This is a genomic window from Clostridium thermarum, from assembly GCF_006351925.1.
Classification (GTDB): domain Bacteria; phylum Bacillota; class Clostridia; order Clostridiales; family Clostridiaceae; genus Clostridium_AU; species Clostridium_AU thermarum.
On the sequence record NZ_CP040924.1, the window covers coordinates 128,844 to 150,525 of the forward strand.

Genomic DNA, 21,682 nt, shown 5'->3' on the forward strand with positions numbered 1-21,682 from the left:
ATATAAATGGCTAATCAAATTAGAAAGAGCTTAAGCGGTAATGAAGCAGTTGCAACCGCTATGATGCAGATAAATCCTGATGTAGTAGCTGCATTTCCAATAACTCCATCTACTGAAGTTCCTCAGTATTTTTCATCTTTTGTTGCTAATGGAATGTGTACTACAGAATTTGTTCCCGTTGAATCAGAGCATAGTGCCATGAGTGCTTGTATAGGTGCTTCTGCAGCAGGCGGAAGAGTTATGACAGCAACTTCAGCTAATGGACTGGCTTTGATGTGGGAAATGTTATACATTGCTGCCGGAGATAGACTTCCTATAGTTTTAGCAGCAGTAAACAGAGCATTATCTGCTCCTTTAAATATACACAATGACCACTCAGATACCATGGGAGCAAGGGATTCGGGATGGATTCAGGTTTATGCCGAATCAACCCAGGAAGCTTATGATAACTTTATACAAGCTGTAAGGATTGCTGAGCATAAAGATGTCATGACTCCAATTATGGTTTGCTATGATGGTTTCATTACAAGTCATGCCGTTGAAAATCTGATGATGTTAGAAAAAGAAGATGTTCAGAATTTCGTTGGTGAAAACAGAATATCTGAATATAAGCTTCTTGGAGACAGACCAATTTCTATAGGACCATTGGTTCTGCCAAACTTCTATATGGAAATAAAGAGACAGCAGCTTGAAGGAATTAAAAACGCCAAGAGAGTTGTCCTTGAAGTTGCAAAAGAGTTTGAAGAATTAACCGGAAGAAAGTATGGCTTATTTGAGGAATATAGATTGGAGGATGCTGAGGTTGCTATAGTTGCCATCAACTCAACAGCAGGTACTTCAAAGGCTGTGGTTGATTCCTTAAGAGAAAAGGGAATTAAAGCCGGATTATTAAAGATAAGATTATATAGACCATTCCCAGGAGAAGAAATAGCAGAAGCGTTGAAAAACGTTAAGGCTATAGCTGTGCTTGATAAGGCTGAAAGCTTCTCACTAAACGGAGGCCCATTATATACAGATGTAGTAAGTGCAATGTATGGAAGAGTAGACGGCAAGATCGTAACTAACTACACTTATGGGCTTGGTGGAAGAGATGTCAGAACTGATGATATAGAAAAGGTATTTGAAGATCTATTAAAGGCAGTAGAAACCGGAAAATACGAAAAATTCAATTACCTGGCGGTAAGGGAATAGGAAGGAGGAATACTACATGCCAAATTTAAAGGAATTATCAAAAATAGAAGATAGAATAACCGGCGGCCATAGAATGTGTGCCGGATGTGGCGCTCCAATGGTTGTTAAATGGGTAATGAAGGCAGTTCATGAAGAAGATAAGGCAGTTGTATCCAATGCAACAGGATGTCTGGAGGTATCTACAGGCTTATATCCCTATACTGCATGGACAGATTCCTATATCCACTCTGCTTTTGAAAATGCCGCAGCTACTTTAAGCGGTGCAGAAGCAGCCTACACTGCTATGAAGAGAAAAGGTACAGTTAAAGGTAACTACAAGTTCATATCCTTCGCAGGAGACGGTGGAACCTACGATATAGGCTTACAGTCACTTTCCGGAGCAATGGAAAGAGGACATGATATGCTTTACGTTTGCTATGACAACGGAGCCTACATGAATACCGGTATTCAGAGGTCCTCAGCGACCCCAATAGGAGCAGATACTACAACTACTCCTGCCGGAAAGGCATCCCTAGGAAAACAGCAATCAAGAAAGGACCTTACTCAAATTATGGCAGGTCATCACCTACCATATGTAGCCCAGACCGTTCCTCCGGTACCGGGAACCAAGTATATGTTTGACCTTTACAACAAGGCAGACAGAGCTATAAATGAGTTCAAGGGAGCTAAATTCATAAACGTATTGACTCCATGTCCAAGAGGTTGGAGATGTGATACAGCTACTGAGTTAGACCTAATTAAGGCTGCCGTAGATACCTGCTTCTGGCCACTATATGAAGTTGTAGATGGACAGTACAAGCTTAACTACAAGCCTGCTAAGAAGCTTCCAATTGAAGAATGGTTAAAGCCACAGGGAAGATTCAGACACCTCTTCAAGAACGAAGAAGGCTTAGCACTGATAGCTCAGATCCAAGCTGAAGTTGATAAGAGATGGGAGCAGTTGTTGTTCCTTTGCGGAGAGAAGTAAGAATGGTGGAAGACCGACAGAGATGCCGGTCTTTTTTTGTCAGGAGCTTGAAGGGGTATCTTTAAACATACTAATAAATATAGAGAATATATATCCTGGAAATATGTTAATTATTGTATGGTTAAATATAGTGGCCTATATAGAAAATAAAATTAATGGTATAATAATAGGGTGTATAGGTATTTTTTATGATTGGAGGGGACTGTATGGCAATTCCAGAACGAAGAGATTGTGTTAAATATACTTATAAGGACTACTTAAATTGGCCTGACGCTGAAAGATGGGAACTTATTGATGGAATTCCTTATGATATGAGTCCAGCACCGACTAGAAAACATCAAAAAATTTCAGGAGAACTGTTTGCTGCTATACATAATTACTTAAAAGGAAAAACTTGTGAAGTTTACAGTGCACCCTTTGATGTAAGGTTAATAATAGATAATGAAGAGGATGAAGAAATAACTAATGTAGTACAGCCTGATATATCAGTTATATGTGATATTTCCAAACTGGACGATAGAGGCTGTAAAGGAAGTCCTGATTTAATAATTGAAATTGTAGCTCCTTCTACGTTAAAGAAAGACCTAAAAGAAAAGTTTTACTTATATGAAAAAGCAAGGGTTAAAGAATATTGGATTGTATATCCTGATGAGAAGACTATAGTATTATATAGATTGAATAACACTAATAAATACGGAAGACCGGAAGTATATTCCGAGGAAGATACAATAAAAGTTGGAATTTTTGAAGCCCTTGAAATAAACTTAAACGATATATTTTCTCACTAAAAGTGCAGTGGATTTATGTCAATATAGTAGATACAAATTCGGCGTGATTTTGTGAAGGTTTTATGCGGCCTGTCATAGAATATGAATTATTTCATTTTTATTTTTTTCTCCATTATTATGGTATAATTGTCTGATAGAGATAAAAATACTCTGTTGAGAGTATTTATACCATAAAGAAAAGAGGATAAAACTATGAAGATAAACAATTTTATAAACTTCAGAAAGAAAGTTATCGATAATGTATCCAAGGTCATAGTTGGTAAGGATGAGGTAATTGAACTGATTACAATATCCGTTATTTGCGGAGGACATGTGCTTTTAGAGGACGTGCCCGGTATCGGAAAGACAGTGCTGGTTAAAGCCTTTTCAAAGACTATTGGGGGAGAATTCAGGAGAATTCAGTTTACTCCTGACCTCCTGCCTTCAGATTTAACAGGAATAAACTTTTACAATCAAAAGACCGGAGACTTTCAGTTCAAGGAAGGGCCCCTGTTTACCAGTGTGGTGCTTGCTGATGAAATCAACAGAGCCACACCAAGAACTCAGTCCAGCCTTTTAGAGGCTATGGAAGAAAGGCAGATTACTGTGGATGGAGTTACAAGAAAGTTACCGGAGCCCTTTATAGTACTGGCAACTCAAAATCCTGTGGAATCCTACGGAACCTTCCCCCTGCCGGAAGCACAGCTGGACAGATTTTTCATGAGAATAGGTATGGGGTATCCAACTAGAGAAGAAGAGCTGGAGATCATCAATAGAAATTCCAATACAAGTCTCATAGATTCACTGCAGTGTGTTGTGGACAAAGAAGAGCTAAGAGAGCTAAAAAACAGCTATAGTGAGGTAAAAGCCTCACCGGAGGTTATGGCCTACATGATGGACATTATTGAAGCCACCAGAAAGGGAGACAGGGTATTGCTGGGGGTAAGCCCAAGAGGAACTATAGCCTTATTCAAGGCGTGCCAGGTTAATGCTGCAATAAACGGCAGAGACTTTATAATTCCTGAAGATATAAAGAAAATGGCTCCCTATGTACTGAATCACAGAATAATCACAAAGGGAGTTAATAAGAGTAAGAATATATACGAGAATATTAACAATATTATAAGTTCAGTGGATACCCCTGTTGAGGACCTGTAAATGAGGTGCTTGTAATGATATATGTGATTATATTTCTAATATTTGCAGGCATAGGGTTAAATGTATTGTCCCAAAAGTATGCCCTGCAAAATATTGGTTACAAGAGAGAACTGTCTAAAACTACCGTTGAGGCAGGTGAAGAGTTTGAAATCACAACAGTGGTGGAAAATGCCAAAAGGCTTCCGGTTACTTTTCTTCAGGTAAATGAGAAGTTCCCGGCAGAACTGGAATACAGCCGTAGGGCTAATATTGTGGCTGTTACCGGGAGCCTATACCATAAAACCACAATGTTTCTTATGCCCTGCCAGAGAGTAAAGAGAACCTATAACGTGGCATTGACCAGAAGGGGAAGGTATGTATTTCAGGACGTTCAGCTGGTTGCGGGAGATTTGCTGGGTCTAGGGGTAGTGAATCAGGAAGTACAATATTGGCAGGAGATTGTTGTATACCCAAAGACTGTAGACTTAGACAATGAAATAGTACCCTATGGAGACTACATGGGAAATATATCGGTAAGGAGATGGATTATAGATGATCCTATTTTAACGGTAGGAGTAAGCGAGTATACCGGAAGAGAGCCGCAAAAGTATATAAACTGGCCCGTATCCCTGCGGTCCGGCAAGCTCTACGTCAATAAGTTTGACCATACTACGGACAATACCATAATGATTATTTTGAATATGGAGTGTCAAAAGCCTTTTTGGTCCGGCATAGAGACAGAAAAGGTGGAGAAGTGTATTTCTATTGCCAGAACCCTGATGGAACAGTTTGAAGCAGAGGCCATTCCCTATGGCTTTATGTGCAATATTCAAGGTTTTCAATATGTGAACGGCAAGACCCAAATCGACCCGGGCTGTGGTTCTGCTCATTTTTATGCCATACTGGAAGAGCTGGGAAGGGCGGATTACAGCGTAAGCACAGATTTTGAAAAAGTTCTGGATGAAGCAATAATGAGAGAAAACAGTGCTAACACCTATATCATTATTACGCCCAGAATACTGGATGTTTATGGGCAATATATGAACAGCCTGAATAGAGCTGCCAATAAAACCATGGTAATAGCTCTTGATACAAATTTCCTTCCTAATATAGATGAAGCTATAGCAGTTTTCACTGAAAGAGGTGAAAAACATGAGTGAGATAGTACTAATAAAAGAAATCAGCAGTTTAGCTTTATTTTTCTCCATTATTAATTTTATCACAGTATTCATATATGAGCCTAAGCCAGGTTACGGAACCTTTGTCCTGGTGCTCTTAGTGGTTTCTGTAAATGAAATGATGAAGCTAAAGAATAAAAGGTGGCCGAAGTTTTTGCTGGTCCTTCTGGTAATACCCTTTCTTTTGGTAAGAAACCTAAATGATGTCCTGTATTATTCTGTTATAAGCATTTTTGCAGTGTATACTGCTTTAAAGCCTGCAAAATATACTACTTACTTGAATACCACAGAACTATTTAAACGGGGAACTATCATTACAGTAATAATGCTGTTTGCAGCAATGGCCTCCTCTGATATTGCCCTAATAGAAGAGGTCTCAATGCCATACTCTATAGCCTACTTCGTATCTGCTGTGGTATTGCTGAGAACCTTAAGGTATACTGAGTACAATAGAATGGATAAAAGGATTACAAGGATTAACTTTAAATACTCTGCCATAATAACGGCAGCAGCCTTCCTTGCTGGAATTAGGGTTGTAAGAGAAACTGTGGTAATGATACTGAGTAAGATATACCAAGTTTTTATAGATATATTCCTGAGCTTATTCTCCTGGTTACTTCTTGGAATAGGGTATATAGTACAGCTTATCGTTGAATTTATTAATTCTATATCCATGAAAAACACTGTAGAGATGCAGCAAGGCTCAGAAGGTGAAGTTATAATAGATGAGGTTATCACCAGAAAAGAACTGAGTAAAATGATTCTCAACTTTTTCGAGGAAAACCCTGTTATTGGCTTTATACTTAAGCTGTTAATATTCTCTGCTGTTCTTTACCTTGTTACCAGACTGCTGAGACCGAAATATAAGTCTACAAAGATTGAAGAGGACTATATAGAGAGCAAGGAAAGACTAGATCTCAGAGGCAACGGAGGACAGGGAGTTTTTCAAAGGTTTTCAACCATTTTAAAGCCCAGGAACCCAGGTGAATATATTAGATTTTATTATAGAAAATATCTGTTGTTATCAATAGAGAAAAATGTAGATATAACCTCAAAAGATACAACCTTGGAAATAAAGCAGAAAACCCAGAAGGTATTTAAAGGCGATGTTTTAGATAAGATGAGGAATATCTATATAAGGGTAAGGTATGGGGATTATGCTGCAGATAAAAGCACTTCCAAGGAATTTGAAAAATATTATGAGGAACTTAAATAAGAAGGGGGAGCATCCATAGATTTGTGTAAATCAAATCTATGGATGTTTCTTTTAGCAGATACATTGGCTCCTTGAAATCATCACCGTATATCACACATAAAATATATAAATTCATATTATGATACAAAGAAGCCTTATACTGTAAAACTGTTAAGATATATTATTTAGAGGTGCTATATGAATACTGATTTTCAATTGATTCAGAAAGATAAAATTGGTTCTGTAATTGGTATTATAGGATATATATTTGCTTTCATAGCAGCTGATCAGGCTGAGTCAGAGCTGATTGCTGAAAAATATGGGAATGAGGGGATATTAAATAACTCAGCTGCTCAGACAGCAGCAATAGCCACTCTGTTTCTCTTAATTTCATTGATAATACGTGGCGGAAATGCTTTTGTTAGATTATATGAAAACCAGGAGCAACTCATGAAAGGGGAGGAAGTTAATTCTATTATTCCCAATATATATACTACATCTGGGTTTGCTTTAGGGATAATGGGCAATACATTAAGACTTGTAGGTGCACTTATGAGAGCAAATGAATAGCAGAAAAACGTGCATCAAGAATCAGGATGCACGTTTTTATTTGACTTATTTAAGATAATAGAACGAATTAGTATTACTATGGGAATTACAATCTGAAAAGGTATTGAGTAATAAGGCCATATGTCTGATGCCCATGCCAGCATCTCCAATGCATTTTCGTAAAGTAGCATGGATAAAGACAGTATACATCCACCGAGAGGGAGAACCAGAAACTTGTATGTCTCCAATCTGAAAAGTTCCATGATACAATATAGTGCACTATACATACATACCCCTAATTTAACAACGCCTCCGATTTGAAGGGATAAATCAAGCAGGGGATCCGCATCGATTTTTGGTACTAGCCTATAAGCAACATGAGAAGGAAAAACAGTTCTGATTGTCATCTCAACTCCGAGAACTGATATGTTTCTTATAGCTATGAAAGTTAATATAAAACAAACAAAAATCACTGAAGTAATGGAACTCTTTAAAATCATCTTTTGGTCATTAAGCATTGGATACAGTACCAGGAAAGCTACTATTTCCCCATAGGGAAAGGTTGTAATTGAAAAAGCCGTAGTAATAACAGGTCTGAATCCTCTCTCAAAAACCGGCAGCAGATTCCTTATATTTGAAATGCTAATTAAAGCGATTGTTACTATAATGATAGTAGCAATCTGAATGGGCACAAAGAATTCTGCTATTCTAGACAAGTTTTCTATACCTTTTATCAAAGCATAAAGGACAATAACAAAAAAACAAAACATACTGAACAGCATTGGGGTTTCAGTGTATGTAACTGATGCTATAAAGGCACCAAAGTTTCTTAAAACCAAAGCTGATAAATGGGTAAAATACCATATGTAGGCAGCAGAAATGACCGCTCCCAATTTTCTGCCAAAGGTATCTCTCAATATTGCAACAAGATTTTTTGAAGGATTGAGCATTGATATATACGAATACATAATTACTAATAATAATCCTGCAAGGCCACCCAAAATATTAGCAATCCAGGCATCCTTATAAGCTTTTACAGCTGGATTTGCTATTATAGTACTCCCAAGACAAAATCCAATAAACAGCAGTTTTAACTGCAAGCTTGAAATTTTATTATTGTCATTCATACAAAAATACTAAACACTGACTTAACTATATTTTCAATTATTACAGATGGGCTGATGGGTGGTTTCTCTATAATTTGTAACAGGCTTATGACGAATCCGGAAAGGAGAATACATATATATACAATCAAATGGACCAAAACTCTTTTTAATTTTAAAATTGAAGGTATATCATATACTATAATCAAAACATACACAACTATTAATCCGATAATTTCCATAATTAGTCACCTTTTTCACGTATTTTCAAAGGCTGTTTTATAACACTTGGACGCTTTAGAATAACTTTCACATTTACATCAACAGGACAATCTTTAAAAACGTCATCCCAGTTTTCTATTGTTTTTTTCCAAAGCTTTGGATTTTTTATGCGCAGGTCCTCGCAAAACCCGAAAATATCGCTTTGGTATTGATTCTGAGCTTTTTTAATTGTGTCTTTAATCAGCGTTCCCACTGCTTTCCTCAGTTGGTTTTCCAGGTCAGTCCAATACTCCGGCGTTATTTCATAAACCTTAGCCTGGATTTCCGTCATATTGGCGATTATACTTGTATCAACAGTGTATTTAGGCTGATCTTCTTCCGCGGCAGTTTTTATCTTTGTCTTCACGGATAATACTTCAACTGTGGCTTTCTTTGAATCCCATACTGGATCAGGTATTGTAAAAAAAAAGTTTTTAAGTTTTTCTTTTATAATCAGCAGTGCAAGGGTTTCATCACTGTCCAGCCAACCAATTAATTTGCCATCTTTTATTATAGAACCGCCTTCAAAGCATAAATTGTTCACATCAAAAGTTCCATCTTCCCTACTGAGTTTGACGGTTCCTACAACATCATCCTGTCCGGGTTTTTCAATAGTCTGAATTAATTCAATTACAGTTTGGGTACGGACTCTGCCGGAATACTTGCTATTTTTCATTATATGAACCATATGATTAGCGGGTATCTTATCCATAGAACTGACTGACTTTAGTACTTCCTTTGCTTTCAGGTCCTTTGCAATGAGCAGGTAAGCCCTCCTCTTTGAATAAGAATATCTTTCAAAAAAATCAAGGTAGTCTACAATACCATCTCTCGCAAGCTCTTCTCCGATAATAATAATATTTACATCAGATAAAAATGGAATCTTGTCAATGTTTTTTGAGGTTTTTGACAGAGCATCAGCTATAGTATTACCGGTTAAAGAGATTGTAGTCACGGGCTTTATAGGCGAAGAACCGCCTGAAGACTCTCCCGTCTTCATTTGTGAACTATTAACAATTTGCAGTGTAAGTTCAATATTGTAATCATCTGCCTTATCTATACCAATTGCAGAAATAATTGCAAATTCTGCCAAATCACGATTGCTCCAGCAACCGGCGAGGGTAAAGCTGCAAAACAAAACAAGAGATAAAATGGTTAATTTTTTGTAATGCTGAAGCATAGATTACTCCTCTTTCTTATTAATATTAGCTTTTGTCTTGAATTTAGTGTTTTTATTCTTTTCCCAGGTGAGAAGTTTGGGTCTTGTTAGCATTGCCCATATAGGAATCCGTATTAAACTATCTTTCAAGTCCATACCACTTACCGGTGAAAAAGGTGTCATATAAGGAATGCCGAAAGACTTTAGTGAGCACATATGAATGTACAGTGCAAAAATTATCAGCATAATTCCCATGAAGCCTAATATATTAGCGCCTATGAGCAATATAACTCTTAAAATCAAAGTTACGTTAGTATACAATGGATTTATAAAACTACATATAGCTGTTAATGCTATGACAATAACCATAGGATTACTCATAATCCCTGCCTTTACTGCTGATTCCCCAATAACCAGTGCACCTACAATACTAATTGCCTGACCAATCCTTTTAGGCATTCTTACACCCGCTTCCCTCAGTAATTCAAAGGTAATAATTATCAGCAGAGATTCAAGGAATGGAGGGAAAGGAATCCCTTCTCTTGATGCAGCCATTGTCAAAAGCAGCTGTGAGGGTATAATATCCTGATGAAATGTTGTTAATGCCACATAAGAAGCAGGTAATACTGCGGATATAAATAAAGCCAAAAATCTAAGCAATCTTGATATGCTTCCTTGGTAAAATTTTGAATAATAATCTTCACTGGATTGTAATCCCTCAATAAATAGAAAGGGCACTGTCAGTACAAAAGGTGTTCCGTCACAGAATATGGCTACTCTCCCTTCTAAAATCTTTGCTGCAACAATGTCTGGTTTCTCGGTATTACCAATAAGAGGTAAAAACGAGAAGGAGGAGTCCCCGATAAATTCTTCAAGATATCCTGACTCCAAAATAGCATCTGTTTGTATATTTTTTAATCGGTTCCGTACAGTTTCAATGATATCTTCATGGGCTATGCCTTTCATATAGCTAATGCAAATATCTGTATTAGTTCGATTTCCGATTACTATATTTTCAAACTTTAAACTGGAATCTTTAATTTTTTTTCTCAGCAGTGCTTTGTTTGTACTCAAGCTTTCAGTAAAACCTTCTCTCGGCCCTCTTAATACTGAATCTACAGAAGGCTCTTCAACATTTCTGCCTTGGAACTCAGATACACTGGTGGATAAAGCTGTTGTTTCTCCATCTATAAATATTACAGCACTCCCGGAAAGAAGCATTTTTATGCAATCCTTTTCAGTTTGTATTTCAACAATATTATTACTTGATATAATAGATTCCTTCAGCTGGGATAATATAGAAACATTTAAGCTGTTATCATTAGGATCATAAATCATTGATTGAATAGGTTTTATGATATCCGTATTTATTAAATTCTGATTAACTAATCCTGATATAAAAACGATCAGAATATTAATTCTGTTACTATCAACAGTTCTTATCTCACGAAAGGTCAGGTCATCATTTTCAGAAAATATCAAGGACAAGCGGGACCTGACCTCGGATACTGCTGATGGTATTCCCCCTGACTCGATGTTTTGGCTGGAAATTTGTCCATTTGTATCGTTCATATAATCACCTTTAATGGAAAAGATTATTTATAGTGTATCCTTTATGTTGATAGTTATTCAGAAGTGAGTGTAAAATATCTCACATTTTGGATTTGAAATCCTTCAGCAGCTAAATTATAATTATATAATCTAGTAAAAAGCTGAAGGTGTGATTCATATGGAAATTTCTTTTTCTATGAATATATTTTATTACATTCTATTATGTTTTATATTTATGCTTATATTTCTCACGCAAAACAATATGAATATTAGTTTTTCTGATGAGAATATACCTGTGGCTTTAAAGCTTTTTATTCTCGTAGTATTTACCTTATTGTTTCCTTTTGTATTATTGGCAGCAATTCTACTTTCTTCTAAGAAGAAGTAGAATTTTTTTTAATTAGTAATGAGTGATGATTAATGAGTAATTAAGGATGAAATTCAGCGGAACTGAATTTCTACTAAATTATTTTTTTGTGTTTCTTTAATGTAAGCTTACAAAAATATACATTTAGAAAATTGCGTTGATACGCAATTTTCTAATATTCCCAATTTAGCGGAATTAACTATAATAGTAACACAAATAAGCTACTTATCAGCAATTTTTACTACAAGTTTTGCAAGAACTTCTCTATCCCGTTCATCCGCTGCATCCCAAAGTTCTTTTAGAAGTCTTTCTTCGTCATTATGTGGATCTACATAATTTGCTAAGAAGGTGCCTACTTTTTCAGCCATGTTGGTAATTGTTTTATCAGAGATACCAATGGTTTCGCCGGCATCTACAGCCTTTCCCAAAGTGCTCTTCCACTTGTTCCAATCATCCATAAGTTTCATATGTTATCTCTCCTTCTGTGGTTTTATCATTTTTAGTATTTTACTTTTTATAATAAAAATTCAGTGAAAGGATAAATAAAGTTGTTATAGAATTAGTAACTATTAAATATTGTAAAGATATAAGGGATAAATATTGATGGAAGGTAGTGTTTGTTTTGAATAGTTATTCTGAAAGACCGTATCTGAAATATATGGCTGGGTTAGTGGCTACTATTTTAGTGGTTGCAGTGGTTTTGATAATAGTAAAAAGTACTAAACCTGAAAGTGTGGTAATCTCAGAGCCTAAGGATGTTCATGAAAGGGTATCAGCAGAGGAGGCTCAGAGGCTTATAGAGGAATATCTGAAGGCTAATAATGGAAGTCTGCAGCTTCCTATAGTGGAGGTCGGTGGTAACCAAATATTTGAGTACCTTGGCTGCCAGATCTTTAAGGACAGAGAATATGAATCATATGTAATCAGAGACAAGGAGTTAACTCATATTGGAATGGGCTTTGGCGGTATGGGTGTAACAAGTGTCTGTTCAGCAGATCTGAATAAGGATGGACAACTTGAGCTTGTATATACCTATTCCTTTGGCTCGGGCTTACACCGGTCTCATGTAGCTGCATTAATGTTTGATGAAACCAGTAAAGAGATTGTGTCTGATTTTGTTTATACGAATAAGGATTTATTGCTTGAGAAGAAAGATTACTATACAATATTGGTAAGAGAACATAATGGCAGTACCACAGTTACAGATAACTTATTTGGCAAGGAAATTGGAATACTATCCCTAGAAGGCAGTAAGGATTCATATAAATTAGTGGTTAAGCTTAAGGATAACTAGTAAAGAAAACAGTTTAATTTATACGAGAGGTGGCAAAAGATGATAGATAAAATAACAGACGTGATTAAAAGATATTTAAAACTGATAGTCCCCATAGTTGCTGTCAACTTAGTGTTAGCCTTAATCATATGTCTGATTAGGGGTGCTGTGAATCTTGTAGAATACAGCAACATGCTTTTTGGAGTGGGAGGTATGGTTTCAGGCTTAGGCCTGCTTAGCTTTCTGGGTAATGTAAAAAACAGAGGCAACATGAAGCAGAGAAGGCTGGGAACTCTCATATATAAGGATCAAGAGGAGATGGCAGAGGAGGATTCAGATTCCGAGAAGAAGAGTATCAATTTCTTAATGCTGGCAGCTATAGCTGGAATAATCACAATACTGCTTAGTGGTCTTGTACTTAAGTTCAGATAAAAATAAGAAAAAATTTTTATTATTTCAAGCATAAAATAGAGGAATTTAGATATTTTAGTCGAATAAATTAAGTTTGGATATCTAAAAGGGGGAGTTTTTATGTTTGAAATGAAGGAAGAGTACAAACTAGGGTTGCCGCATATTGATGAACAGCATGCTAGACTATTTGAAATTGGAGAGGCTGCATATCAACTTTTAAAAGATAAGTACAGCATTGACAAGTATGATAAGATTGTGGCCCTGATTCATGAACTTAGCGAGTACACCGTAACACACTTTAAAGCTGAAGAAGAATATATGCAAAGCATAAATTACAAAAGATATTTAAGTCATAAGGTTGATCATGATGATTTTATCAATAAAGTTAACAGCCTTGACCTAGATAAAATTGATCAAAACCAGGATGAATACATCATGGAAATACTTAATTTTATAGCAAGCTGGTTGGTTGACCATATCATTCAAAAGGATCTGTTAATTACCAAGACTGTTTAATAGTCTTTGACTTCATGCAATCTTAAACTAGGCTGCATAACAATTTTGCATAACAAGGCAAAACTGTATGCAGTCTTTTAATTTCATGGAATACATTATTATGCTATAATTTACCTATAATATAAGAGTTATAAGTAATACTTATGAAAAATGAACATTAATTTGTGAGGTGTAACATGGACAAAGAAAGAGAAGAAATAAAACAAGGGCTGAGACTAGACGCAGCGGCAGAAATATCCAAGGTTTCAGCTATCCCCATGGCAATAACTGCAGTTGCTGCAAAATTAAAAGGATATTCCCTATGGTACTTAGCTTTAATAGCAACCATAGCTTTTATAATAATCTATGTTTGCAAGGTCAAATATGTGGAAAGCAGGTTTAAGAACTATACCACTCTTCAAGGCCGTTTAGTAAAAATGAGTATGTTTGCGCCATTCAGAAGTACCAGAAGGATAAAATTCAGTTACAAGTATCAAGGCATGGATTATGTTGCAACCAACATAGTGATTGACGTAAACAGAAAGACCTACAACTACAGCACCGGTGATAAAATAAAAATAATAATGAGCTTGGACGATTATAAACATGCTAAGATTATCAGCTTTGACTATAAACAAAGTGAGGATAAAATAAGATGAACAGAGAAAACTTGATCAGCCTGCTGCAGTCATATAGGCCCGTAGACTCTGATGAAAGGCAGTACAAGGAAAGTATTTTGAATTTTATAAACGACAACAATATTATATTTGGTAAAGGTAATAAGAAGGGCCACATAACAGCCTCTGCCTGGATTGTAAACAAGGATAGAAGCAAGGTATTGCTTACACATCATAATAAGCAGGACAGATGGATGCAGCTTGGAGGGCACACCGAAGAAGATGAATAGGATCAAGCATAAAGATAAAAATGATGTAATATATTGCTTTTATAAGGGCAATATAAAACTGAATCAGAAGGAGGTTGGAGAGATGAAATTATTTATTGATACCGCTAATATAGAAGAAATACGAAAAGCAAATGATATGGGTGTAATCTGCGGAGTAACTACAAACCCATCCCTGATAGCTAAAGAAGGCCGGGACTTTATGCAGGTGGTAAGAGAAATAGCAGAAATCGTTGACGGTCCAATCAGCGCAGAGGTTATAAGTCTGAATGCCGAAGAAATGATAAAGGAAGCCAGAGAGTTAGTTAAGATTCACAAAAATATAGTTATTAAGATACCAATGACAGAAGAGGGCCTAAAGGCTGTTAAACAGCTGTCCTCTGAAGGCATAAAGACAAACGTTACCTTGATATTCTCAGCAGTCCAGGCCTTACTGGCAGCCAGGGCCGGAGCCACCTATGTAAGTCCCTTTGTGGGAAGGCTGGATGATGTGGGAAATGAAGGTGTGACCCTTGTGGAAGATGTAGCGGCTATATTTGACATTCACGGCATAAATACAGAGATCATATGTGCCAGTGTCAGAACTCCTATTCATGTTATTCAGGCTGCTAAAGCAGGGTCTCATATTGCTACTGTGCCCTATAAGGTAATCGAGCAAATGCTGAAACATCCTCTCACCGATGCAGGCATAAAGAAGTTCTTAGAGGATTGGAATTCAATGAAGAAGTAGTAAGAAGATGGGGAAAAGGAAAACCGCAAGCAGGAAATAATGGATGCGGTGTCATGGTATTATAAGCCTCCCTTCAGCAATATTTTAAAGTACGATTCAAAGAGGGTGTGAGATACCTGTAATTAATTTACGGGTGACTCACACCCTTTTATGGTATAATGTAGGAAAAGATATGTGCACACAAGGATGGTGATTATGATAAATAAAATAAAAGTTGATATATTCGGCATATGGGACCAAGTCCTTGAAAATAAAAAAAACTGCGGCGGCTGCAGTTCATCTAATGGAAGTGGTGGCTGCGGCTGCAGTAAAAGAAATTCCGGAATAGCTATAAAGGGTGCATCACAGGAAGCTTCCGGAGGCTGCAGCGGATGTGGATCCAAGAAGTCCGACCCCAAATCTGTCGGACAGCAGTTCAATGAATTAAAGAACTTTATTGACAGCAGTGCCGTAAGGGATTTTGCTGAGCTTAACTTTTATGACCTTACAAAAATAAACGTGCTTGACTATGATGACATAAGAATACTTACAGAAATGGATTATGAAGCGCCTTTTGTAATAATAGATGGCATCGTAAGGTACTATGGAGGCATATCTATAGATTTGATTTATAATGACGTAAAGGAATTGGTTGAAGATATAATTGCATAGAGTAAAAAAATACAGGCTACTCAAAACTTGGGTAGCCTGTTCATATATTCACTTGAATATATACCTTGTAAAGTTTATCCTTACTAAATGCAGCAAATAGATGTGCTATTTAGTATGATTATTATGTTGGATTTTTGCAGTAATCATATTAAATAGAACTAGCAATACCATTATGCCTAAAGGCTCGAAGGCAGAAAAAGTAATTGAATTAATATGAGCTATTTCCTGAGGTATTACTCTCAAGGGATGACTAAATGCAGTCCAGACTAACAATTTAAATGCATCTCTTAACTCATCTCTGAAAAATGCACTATATGTGGTAAGCAAGATTAGTGAATAGGGTATTATAAAGAACAGGCTTACTATAATACCATCAATTATTCTCTTCTTCATCCCAAGCCTTATTGATTCGTACCATAATATTACATATAATACAAATAAATATCAATATGTGCTTTGTAAAAATTACTTTTCTGGAACATTATTTATTAAATGTAGCCGGATTACATTTTATAGAAACAAGTATGTAATATAAACTGTATCTAAAACGATGGCGGGAGGGTGAGTAAATATTTAGATAATAGGATTTCTTTCAAGTAAACTAGGTAATTAATGAGTAATTGTAAGGATAACTTAGGATTTTCCTGTGGGATAAATGGAGCTGGTGAAACATAAGCTAAACTTCCAGAAAAGTATATTTTATGAATGAGCTAGAGGTCTGTGGAGTTCATTAGGACGGTGGTAGGCCTAATTTAGCTAGAAGAAGGCAACAGAAGACGCTGAAGGGGTTTTATAGAAGAGGGGCACTCCTTAAATATAACTTAATTATCACATATTCGATTTAAAATAACTGAGAATTGTGGTATATTGCTCTGTTATAGAAAAGTGTTGGTGAAGGGAAATATTACGTAAACACAATTAAAGCTTGCTCGAAATCCTGAAGCTTCAAAGATTTTCGAGCAAGCTTTAATTTTGTTTGAAGTTATTTCTATATTAAAAACTTGAACATCAACTGTTCTCTAAAACAATGAGTGATACCATTGCATATCGATAGAAGCTCAGTTAAGACTTTGATTTGCAATTTTCATTTTTTCGCAACAACCCGATTTCCCCGGCTTTACTCCGGCTTTACTCCGTCTTTATAGCTTCAAGAGCACTTAACTTCATAGCCCTTCTGGCTGGATAAAAGCCTGAGATTAAGCCCACAATGGTAGCAAAGACCAAAACTGATAGGGCAAGCCACACGGGGATTATAGAAACCTTGCTGCCTTCTCCCGTGGGACCCATAAAGTTTAAAAAGCCTGAAGCAAAGGTGTTTAGGGCCAGCGAAGCAAGTTCGCTGAAACCTAGTCCAAGGAGTCCACCCATAAGACCTATCATACCGGATTCAAAGAGAAAGATTCTCCTTATGTCCGACAAGGAAGCACCGATAACCTTCATAACGCCTATTTCACGTGTTCTTTCATAAATTGACATTATCATGGTATTTGTTATACCAAGGGCTGCAACAAGCAGTGATATAGCGCCTATACCGCCCAGCACCATCTGTATGGTAGCAGCGGTTTTTTTCATGGACTCAAGATAATCAGTAAGACTGTAGGCCTCAAAGCCCATATCTTTAATCTTTGCTTGAACGGTTTGAACATCATTCATATCCTTTACTTTAACCATAGCCCTTTGATAACCGTTTTGTTGAGTCATTATACCGGGCAGCTTTTGGCCGTTCTGATTTTTTTCGTTTTCCTTTATAAGTTTTTGTAGTTCATTTATATTCATGTACACACTGTAGTCTTTTTCTTGACTGCCCTCTTGGATTAAACCTACCACCTTCACCTTATAGAGCTTAGGTGGTTTTTGTTGGCCGTTTTGAGGTTGGCCGCCTGGGCTAGAAGGCTGTTTTTCACCATAGGACATATCAAAGGTCATGACCAGCTTATCCTTCATAACGTCTACCTTAGGTTTTGCATCCGGGCCCGGATAATAGTAGTTTCTGGACCTCAAATCCATAAAGGTCATGGCTACTGAACTTCCCATAACCAGATTAAGTCCATCGTCCTTCAGTAATGTACGTCCCTCGGCAATCTTAAAGTCAAAGGCGTCCATAGTTTCTGGTGCTACTCCGATAATCTGAACATAGGCTCCATATTTGCCGGATACCATTTTTACCGAGGTTTCAACTATAGGGGTAACCGCTGATACATCAGCTATTTTAGCAATACTGTCAATGCTCTTATCATCAAGCACAGGAGGCTTACCTCCTGTAGAACTTCCACCGGAAGGCATTCCATAGGGTGGAGAGACATTTATAATCGTTAAGCTTCCCATTTTCTCAATTTCATTTTTAAAGTTTTCATTCATTCCATAACCAAGTGATACCATTATAACAATGGAAGCAGTTCCTATTATTACCCCAAGTACTGTTAAGAGAGTCCTGACTTTTCTTTTGAAAAGATTTTTAAGGCCCATTCTTATAAGGTCTAAACTATTCATCCAGAGTCATTGCCTCCCTTTTCTTTGTAATCCTCTTTTTAACAATTAAGCCGATTATGGCAAGAACAACCACACCTGCCCCACTCCATACAAGGGGATTTGCAAGAATACTCTTATTTTCGCCCTCTACAGGCACACCAGGATCCATACCAGGATCCATACCCGGCTCAGGCATTACAGGCATATCCATAACATTCATGGTGAAGTCTTTTCTTATTTCTGTCTTCTGTCCTGTTGGATCTTCAAAGCTTATTACCACAGCTCCTTGAACCTGACCTGCAGCTCTTGGTGTTACCATAGCCTCATAGTGATCACTGGAGCCTACATCAAAGTTGCCCACAAAGTAGCTGGCATTTTGAAGATCAAAATCACCTTCTGTCTTAATCATAAGGTTTCTAAGCATAGTTTTTCCAGTGTTATAGAAGTCGAAGGCAACATAAAAAGGCTGATAGGCGTATGCTTCCGGCGGTAATGTAATTTCACTGGTTTCAATCTTAGTGTCTTGAGCTACAGGTATACCTATTAGGTCAGTTGCTTTATATTCAGTACCTTCGGCGTCCTCATATTCAAGATTTGCAGTGAGGGTATAGGTCTTTTGTTTTGCATCGGGAATAGTATAAAGAGTAAGTGTTTTATTAACTTTTCCCTTAGGGGCTATACTATCTATGTAGAAAGTATTACTGCTGTTAACCGGAGTAAATATATTGCCACCTTCTGTAGTGCTTTCATTAGCTGTTAAAAATATCTTGATGTTTCTCACAGCTTTTGTTTCGCTGGTGTTGTAGAAGGTCATACTTAATTCAAAATTCTCACCGGCCTTAACAATGGTAGGATTACTGCTGTACTGATCCAATATTATCTTTGGAACAGTCTTACCGGTTTGCTCAGGAGCATCCTTTCCTACAACAGGGATAAAAAATTGCTGTTCATCTGTAAGAGCTTCTTTTGAAAAACCATCCTTACACTCAAGCTTAATACCTATACCATAGTTTCCGCTGGTCATTTTACTGGAAGCAGTAAGCTTAAAATTGACCTTGGTTGTTTGTCCTGCAGTCAACCGTGTAAAGAAGCTGCTGGCAGAGGATCCTACTACAGTAAAGCCATCTTCTTTTAAGCCAAGCAGAGAGATCTTAACGTCACTTAGATTTGTATTTCCTATATTAGCAAGACCTATGGTCAGTACTGTACTTCCACCTGCTGAAACCGGAGTAGTAGATAAGGAAAAGTCTTTTATTACTAGCTTTGAATTAGTCTCCAAAAGGTTTCCTGCTTCAACTGGAATGAAAAATTGCTGTTCATCGGTAGTTACCTCTTTCGAGGAGCCTTCCTTATATTCCAGCTTTACAGCTATGGGATAATTGCCTGTAGTCATGCTTTTGGAAGCATTAAGAGTAAAGCGGACTGTGGTTTCTCGGCCTGCATCCAAACTTGTAATGAAGGTACTGGTGGATGTACCTGTTACAGTAAAGCCTTCTTCCTTCAAACCTAACAGGGAGAGTTTAATATCTTTTAAAGAAGCATTTCCAATGTTAGCGAGGACTATAGAAAGATCTGTACTGCTTCCCGGTGTCACTGCAGCAGCAGACCAGGAAAAGCTCTTTACCATAAGCTTTGAACTGGTTGGGTCTGAAGCTGTACCTGCCACCTTCACGTATATTGTTGTTTCTGAGGTATAGGAGTCATTATAGTAGTTTTCGAACTCAAACTTAAGCTTCAAAGGATATACCTTATTAGCCGCAGAAAAGCTTATCTTCAGGTTGAAGTTTGCGGTCCAAGTACTATCCGGTGACAGAGAACTTATAGTCTGACTAGTGGTTAATGCATTTACCTCAAATGGAGAATCCTCTGTAAACTGTGGTGTTACCGAAATATTTCTTGCGTGATAATAGCTTGTATTCTTTATCTGTACAGGAATTGTTAGGGTTTCTCCCGGCTTTCCTGTGGGTAATGAAGAGGAAACAACAGAAAGCTTTGGCACATACTTGGAGGTATCAGTGGGAGTAGGGTCCTTTATGCTGCTATTGGGAACAGCGTTAATAGCTAAGTATGTATTGATTTCCAGCTCTGTGCTTGAATCTTCACCCTCAGAGCCCCCTGCAGGGGTAACCTTGGTATACCTAACCTTTATTGGAAGTCTTGTGTTATCTTGCCCATCATATATTAATGTAATCTCATCAGATGATATAGAGACTTTTTCCGGATCAAAATCCCCTATATTTATAATCGAACTACCTCTAGTAACGCTAAAAGAGGAGTCTCCTGATGAATTTATTTGAACACTCACGTTTTTAAGTATTGCCTTATTTTCATTATTAAGTATTAGTCTTAACTTAAATTCACCCTTATAAATTGTATTTGAGCCATTCTGTACTACAGAATGATCGACAGTAATATCATTTCCTTCAGGAGCCGCTATAGCTATACGGGCTATAGGCTGTCCAATAACACTGAAACAGATAAATGTAATTATTAATAGACCGTGAAGTAATTTTTTCATTAAATTGCATCCCCTTTATTCTTTTTTACTTCCACTATTTTTTCAATGTTTCCATCTTTGACGTGTATAATTTTGTCCGCGTATTCTGCTATCTCTATATCGTGAGTAACAATAATAAGTGTCTGATTATTTTTTCTAGATATGGTGGTTATAAGATTCATAACCTCTATGGTTGTCTTAGAATCCAGGTTCCCTGTGGGTTCATCGGCAAAAACTATTTCCGGCTTGCTGATAAAGGCCCTGGCTATACTCACCCTTTGCTGCTGACCGCCGCTCATTTGGTTTGGCTTATGTTTTAATCTTTTTTCAAGTCCCACGGCCTTTAACATTTCGAAAGCCCTTTTATCCCTTATAGATTTGGGTATACCTTTAAATACTAAAGGAAGACTGACATTCTCAAGAGCCGTTAAGGTAGGAAGAAGATTATAGGATTGAAATACAAAGCCTACATAGTTTCTTCTGAAAACTGCCAACTGTTTCTCTGTCATCTTTTCTATGTGCTTACCTTTAATTAAGACTTCTCCTCTTGTAGGTTTCTCTAAGCCTGCCATTAAATTCAGCAGAGTAGACTTACCAGAACCGGAAGTTCCAAGCAAGCAACAGAACTCGCCCTTTTCTATAGCAAAGCTCACATCGTTTAAAGCTACAACTTTTTCATCACCCATTCGATATACTTTTCTAACATTTTTTACTTCTATTAGAGCCAAAAAAAATCACCCCCTCTTATATATACGTAGAACTTTATCTTTAGTTTGCCAAAACTTTGACATATAGGAAAAATATTCATAAAGATCCAGTCTAAGTAC

Annotated in this window: 22 protein-coding genes; 14 read left to right on the forward strand and 8 right to left on the reverse strand. The window is 37.0% G+C overall.

Annotated elements, in window-relative coordinates:
- Positions 1-6: 6 nt before the first annotated feature.
- From porA to FHY60_RS00600, 7 genes are all read left to right on the forward strand, one after another.
- Positions 7-1,191: a pyruvate ferredoxin oxidoreductase gene (porA, locus tag FHY60_RS00570; RefSeq protein ID WP_139902178.1), complete on the forward strand. Its 1,185-nt coding sequence runs from the start codon at positions 7-9 to the stop codon at positions 1,189-1,191.
- A 16-nt stretch (positions 1,192-1,207) separates the two neighbouring features.
- The gene (locus FHY60_RS00575; RefSeq protein WP_139902179.1) at positions 1,208-2,158 is read left to right on the forward strand and encodes a thiamine pyrophosphate-dependent enzyme; all 951 of its coding nucleotides are present in this window, start codon (positions 1,208-1,210) and stop codon (positions 2,156-2,158) included.
- A gap of 206 nt (positions 2,159-2,364) precedes the next feature.
- Entirely contained in the window at positions 2,365-2,946 is a 582-nt protein-coding gene (locus tag FHY60_RS00580) for a Uma2 family endonuclease (protein ID WP_139902181.1), read from the forward strand.
- Between the two features lie 192 nt (positions 2,947-3,138).
- Positions 3,139-4,083 carry an AAA family ATPase gene (locus FHY60_RS00585; protein ID WP_139902183.1) on the forward strand — a complete coding sequence of 315 codons (945 nt, stop codon included), beginning with the start codon at positions 3,139-3,141 and terminating at the stop codon, positions 4,081-4,083.
- 14 nt (positions 4,084-4,097) lie between these two features.
- Positions 4,098-5,222 (forward strand): DUF58 domain-containing protein, encoded by a 1,125-nt coding sequence (locus FHY60_RS00590; protein ID WP_139902184.1) that lies wholly within the window; start codon positions 4,098-4,100, stop codon positions 5,220-5,222.
- Positions 5,215-6,456 (forward strand): hypothetical protein, encoded by a 1,242-nt coding sequence (locus FHY60_RS00595; protein WP_139902186.1) that lies wholly within the window; start codon positions 5,215-5,217, stop codon positions 6,454-6,456. Before FHY60_RS00590 ends, FHY60_RS00595 begins: the two co-directional genes overlap by 8 nt.
- A gap of 177 nt (positions 6,457-6,633) precedes the next feature.
- Positions 6,634-7,005, forward strand: a complete 372-nt coding sequence (locus tag FHY60_RS00600; protein WP_139902188.1) for a CvpA family protein — start codon at positions 6,634-6,636, stop codon at positions 7,003-7,005.
- Between the two features lie 14 nt (positions 7,006-7,019).
- On the opposite strand, the gene FHY60_RS00605 is transcribed toward FHY60_RS00600, so the two are convergent.
- The 4 genes from FHY60_RS00605 to FHY60_RS00620 form a co-directional block, all read right to left on the reverse strand.
- Positions 7,020-8,111, reverse strand: a complete 1,092-nt coding sequence (locus tag FHY60_RS00605) for a GerAB/ArcD/ProY family transporter (RefSeq protein ID WP_139902189.1) — start codon at positions 8,109-8,111, stop codon at positions 7,020-7,022.
- Between the two features lie 220 nt (positions 8,112-8,331).
- Entirely contained in the window at positions 8,332-9,528 is a 1,197-nt protein-coding gene (locus tag FHY60_RS00610) for a Ger(x)C family spore germination protein (protein ID WP_139902191.1), read from the reverse strand.
- 3 nt (positions 9,529-9,531) lie between these two features.
- Positions 9,532-11,079 carry a spore germination protein gene (locus tag FHY60_RS00615; protein ID WP_139902193.1) on the reverse strand — a complete coding sequence of 516 codons (1,548 nt, stop codon included), beginning with the start codon at positions 11,077-11,079 and terminating at the stop codon, positions 9,532-9,534.
- 567 nt (positions 11,080-11,646) lie between these two features.
- Complete coding sequence (locus FHY60_RS00620; RefSeq protein WP_139902195.1) at positions 11,647-11,892, reverse strand: DUF3243 domain-containing protein; 246 nt, start codon at positions 11,890-11,892, stop codon at positions 11,647-11,649.
- Positions 11,893-12,083: 191 nt separating this feature from the next.
- Between FHY60_RS00620 and FHY60_RS00625 the strand changes: the two genes are divergently transcribed.
- The 7 genes from FHY60_RS00625 to FHY60_RS00655 all read left to right on the forward strand — a co-directional run bounded on the left by FHY60_RS00625 (position 12,084) and on the right by FHY60_RS00655 (position 15,889).
- Positions 12,084-12,719, forward strand: a complete 636-nt coding sequence (locus tag FHY60_RS00625; RefSeq protein ID WP_207671434.1) for a hypothetical protein — start codon at positions 12,084-12,086, stop codon at positions 12,717-12,719.
- Positions 12,720-12,758: 39 nt separating this feature from the next.
- Positions 12,759-13,130, forward strand: coding sequence for a hypothetical protein (locus FHY60_RS00630; protein WP_139902199.1), 372 nt, complete (start codon positions 12,759-12,761; stop codon positions 13,128-13,130).
- A gap of 99 nt (positions 13,131-13,229) precedes the next feature.
- On the forward strand, positions 13,230-13,625 hold the full coding sequence (locus tag FHY60_RS00635) for a bacteriohemerythrin (RefSeq protein WP_139902200.1): 396 nt from the start codon (positions 13,230-13,232) through the stop codon (positions 13,623-13,625).
- A gap of 176 nt (positions 13,626-13,801) precedes the next feature.
- On the forward strand, positions 13,802-14,263 hold the full coding sequence (locus FHY60_RS00640) for a hypothetical protein (protein WP_139902202.1): 462 nt from the start codon (positions 13,802-13,804) through the stop codon (positions 14,261-14,263).
- Positions 14,260-14,511 carry an NUDIX hydrolase gene (locus FHY60_RS00645; RefSeq protein ID WP_139902204.1) on the forward strand — a complete coding sequence of 84 codons (252 nt, stop codon included), beginning with the start codon at positions 14,260-14,262 and terminating at the stop codon, positions 14,509-14,511. Before FHY60_RS00640 ends, FHY60_RS00645 begins: the two co-directional genes overlap by 4 nt.
- Positions 14,512-14,593: 82 nt before the next feature.
- Positions 14,594-15,238, forward strand: coding sequence for a fructose-6-phosphate aldolase (fsa, locus tag FHY60_RS00650; protein WP_139902206.1), 645 nt, complete (start codon positions 14,594-14,596; stop codon positions 15,236-15,238).
- Between the two features lie 195 nt (positions 15,239-15,433).
- Positions 15,434-15,889: a hypothetical protein gene (locus tag FHY60_RS00655; protein ID WP_139902208.1), complete on the forward strand. Its 456-nt coding sequence runs from the start codon at positions 15,434-15,436 to the stop codon at positions 15,887-15,889.
- A 105-nt stretch (positions 15,890-15,994) separates the two neighbouring features.
- On the opposite strand, the gene FHY60_RS00660 is transcribed toward FHY60_RS00655, so the two are convergent.
- From FHY60_RS00660 to FHY60_RS00675, 4 genes are all read right to left on the reverse strand, one after another.
- Positions 15,995-16,282, reverse strand: coding sequence for a hypothetical protein (locus FHY60_RS00660; RefSeq protein ID WP_139902210.1), 288 nt, complete (start codon positions 16,280-16,282; stop codon positions 15,995-15,997).
- Between the two features lie 735 nt (positions 16,283-17,017).
- Complete coding sequence (locus FHY60_RS00665) at positions 17,018-18,379, reverse strand: ABC transporter permease (protein ID WP_139902212.1); 1,362 nt, start codon at positions 18,377-18,379, stop codon at positions 17,018-17,020.
- A complete protein-coding gene (locus FHY60_RS00670) occupies positions 18,372-20,876 on the reverse strand; it encodes a COG1361 S-layer family protein (RefSeq protein ID WP_139902214.1) in 2,505 nt (834 codons plus the stop codon). The genes FHY60_RS00665 and FHY60_RS00670 overlap by 8 nt, the downstream gene beginning before the upstream one ends.
- The gene (locus tag FHY60_RS00675; protein ID WP_479723575.1) at positions 20,876-21,583 is read right to left on the reverse strand and encodes an ABC transporter ATP-binding protein; all 708 of its coding nucleotides are present in this window, start codon (positions 21,581-21,583) and stop codon (positions 20,876-20,878) included. The genes FHY60_RS00670 and FHY60_RS00675 overlap by 1 nt, the downstream gene beginning before the upstream one ends.
- Positions 21,584-21,682 lie beyond the last annotated feature (99 nt).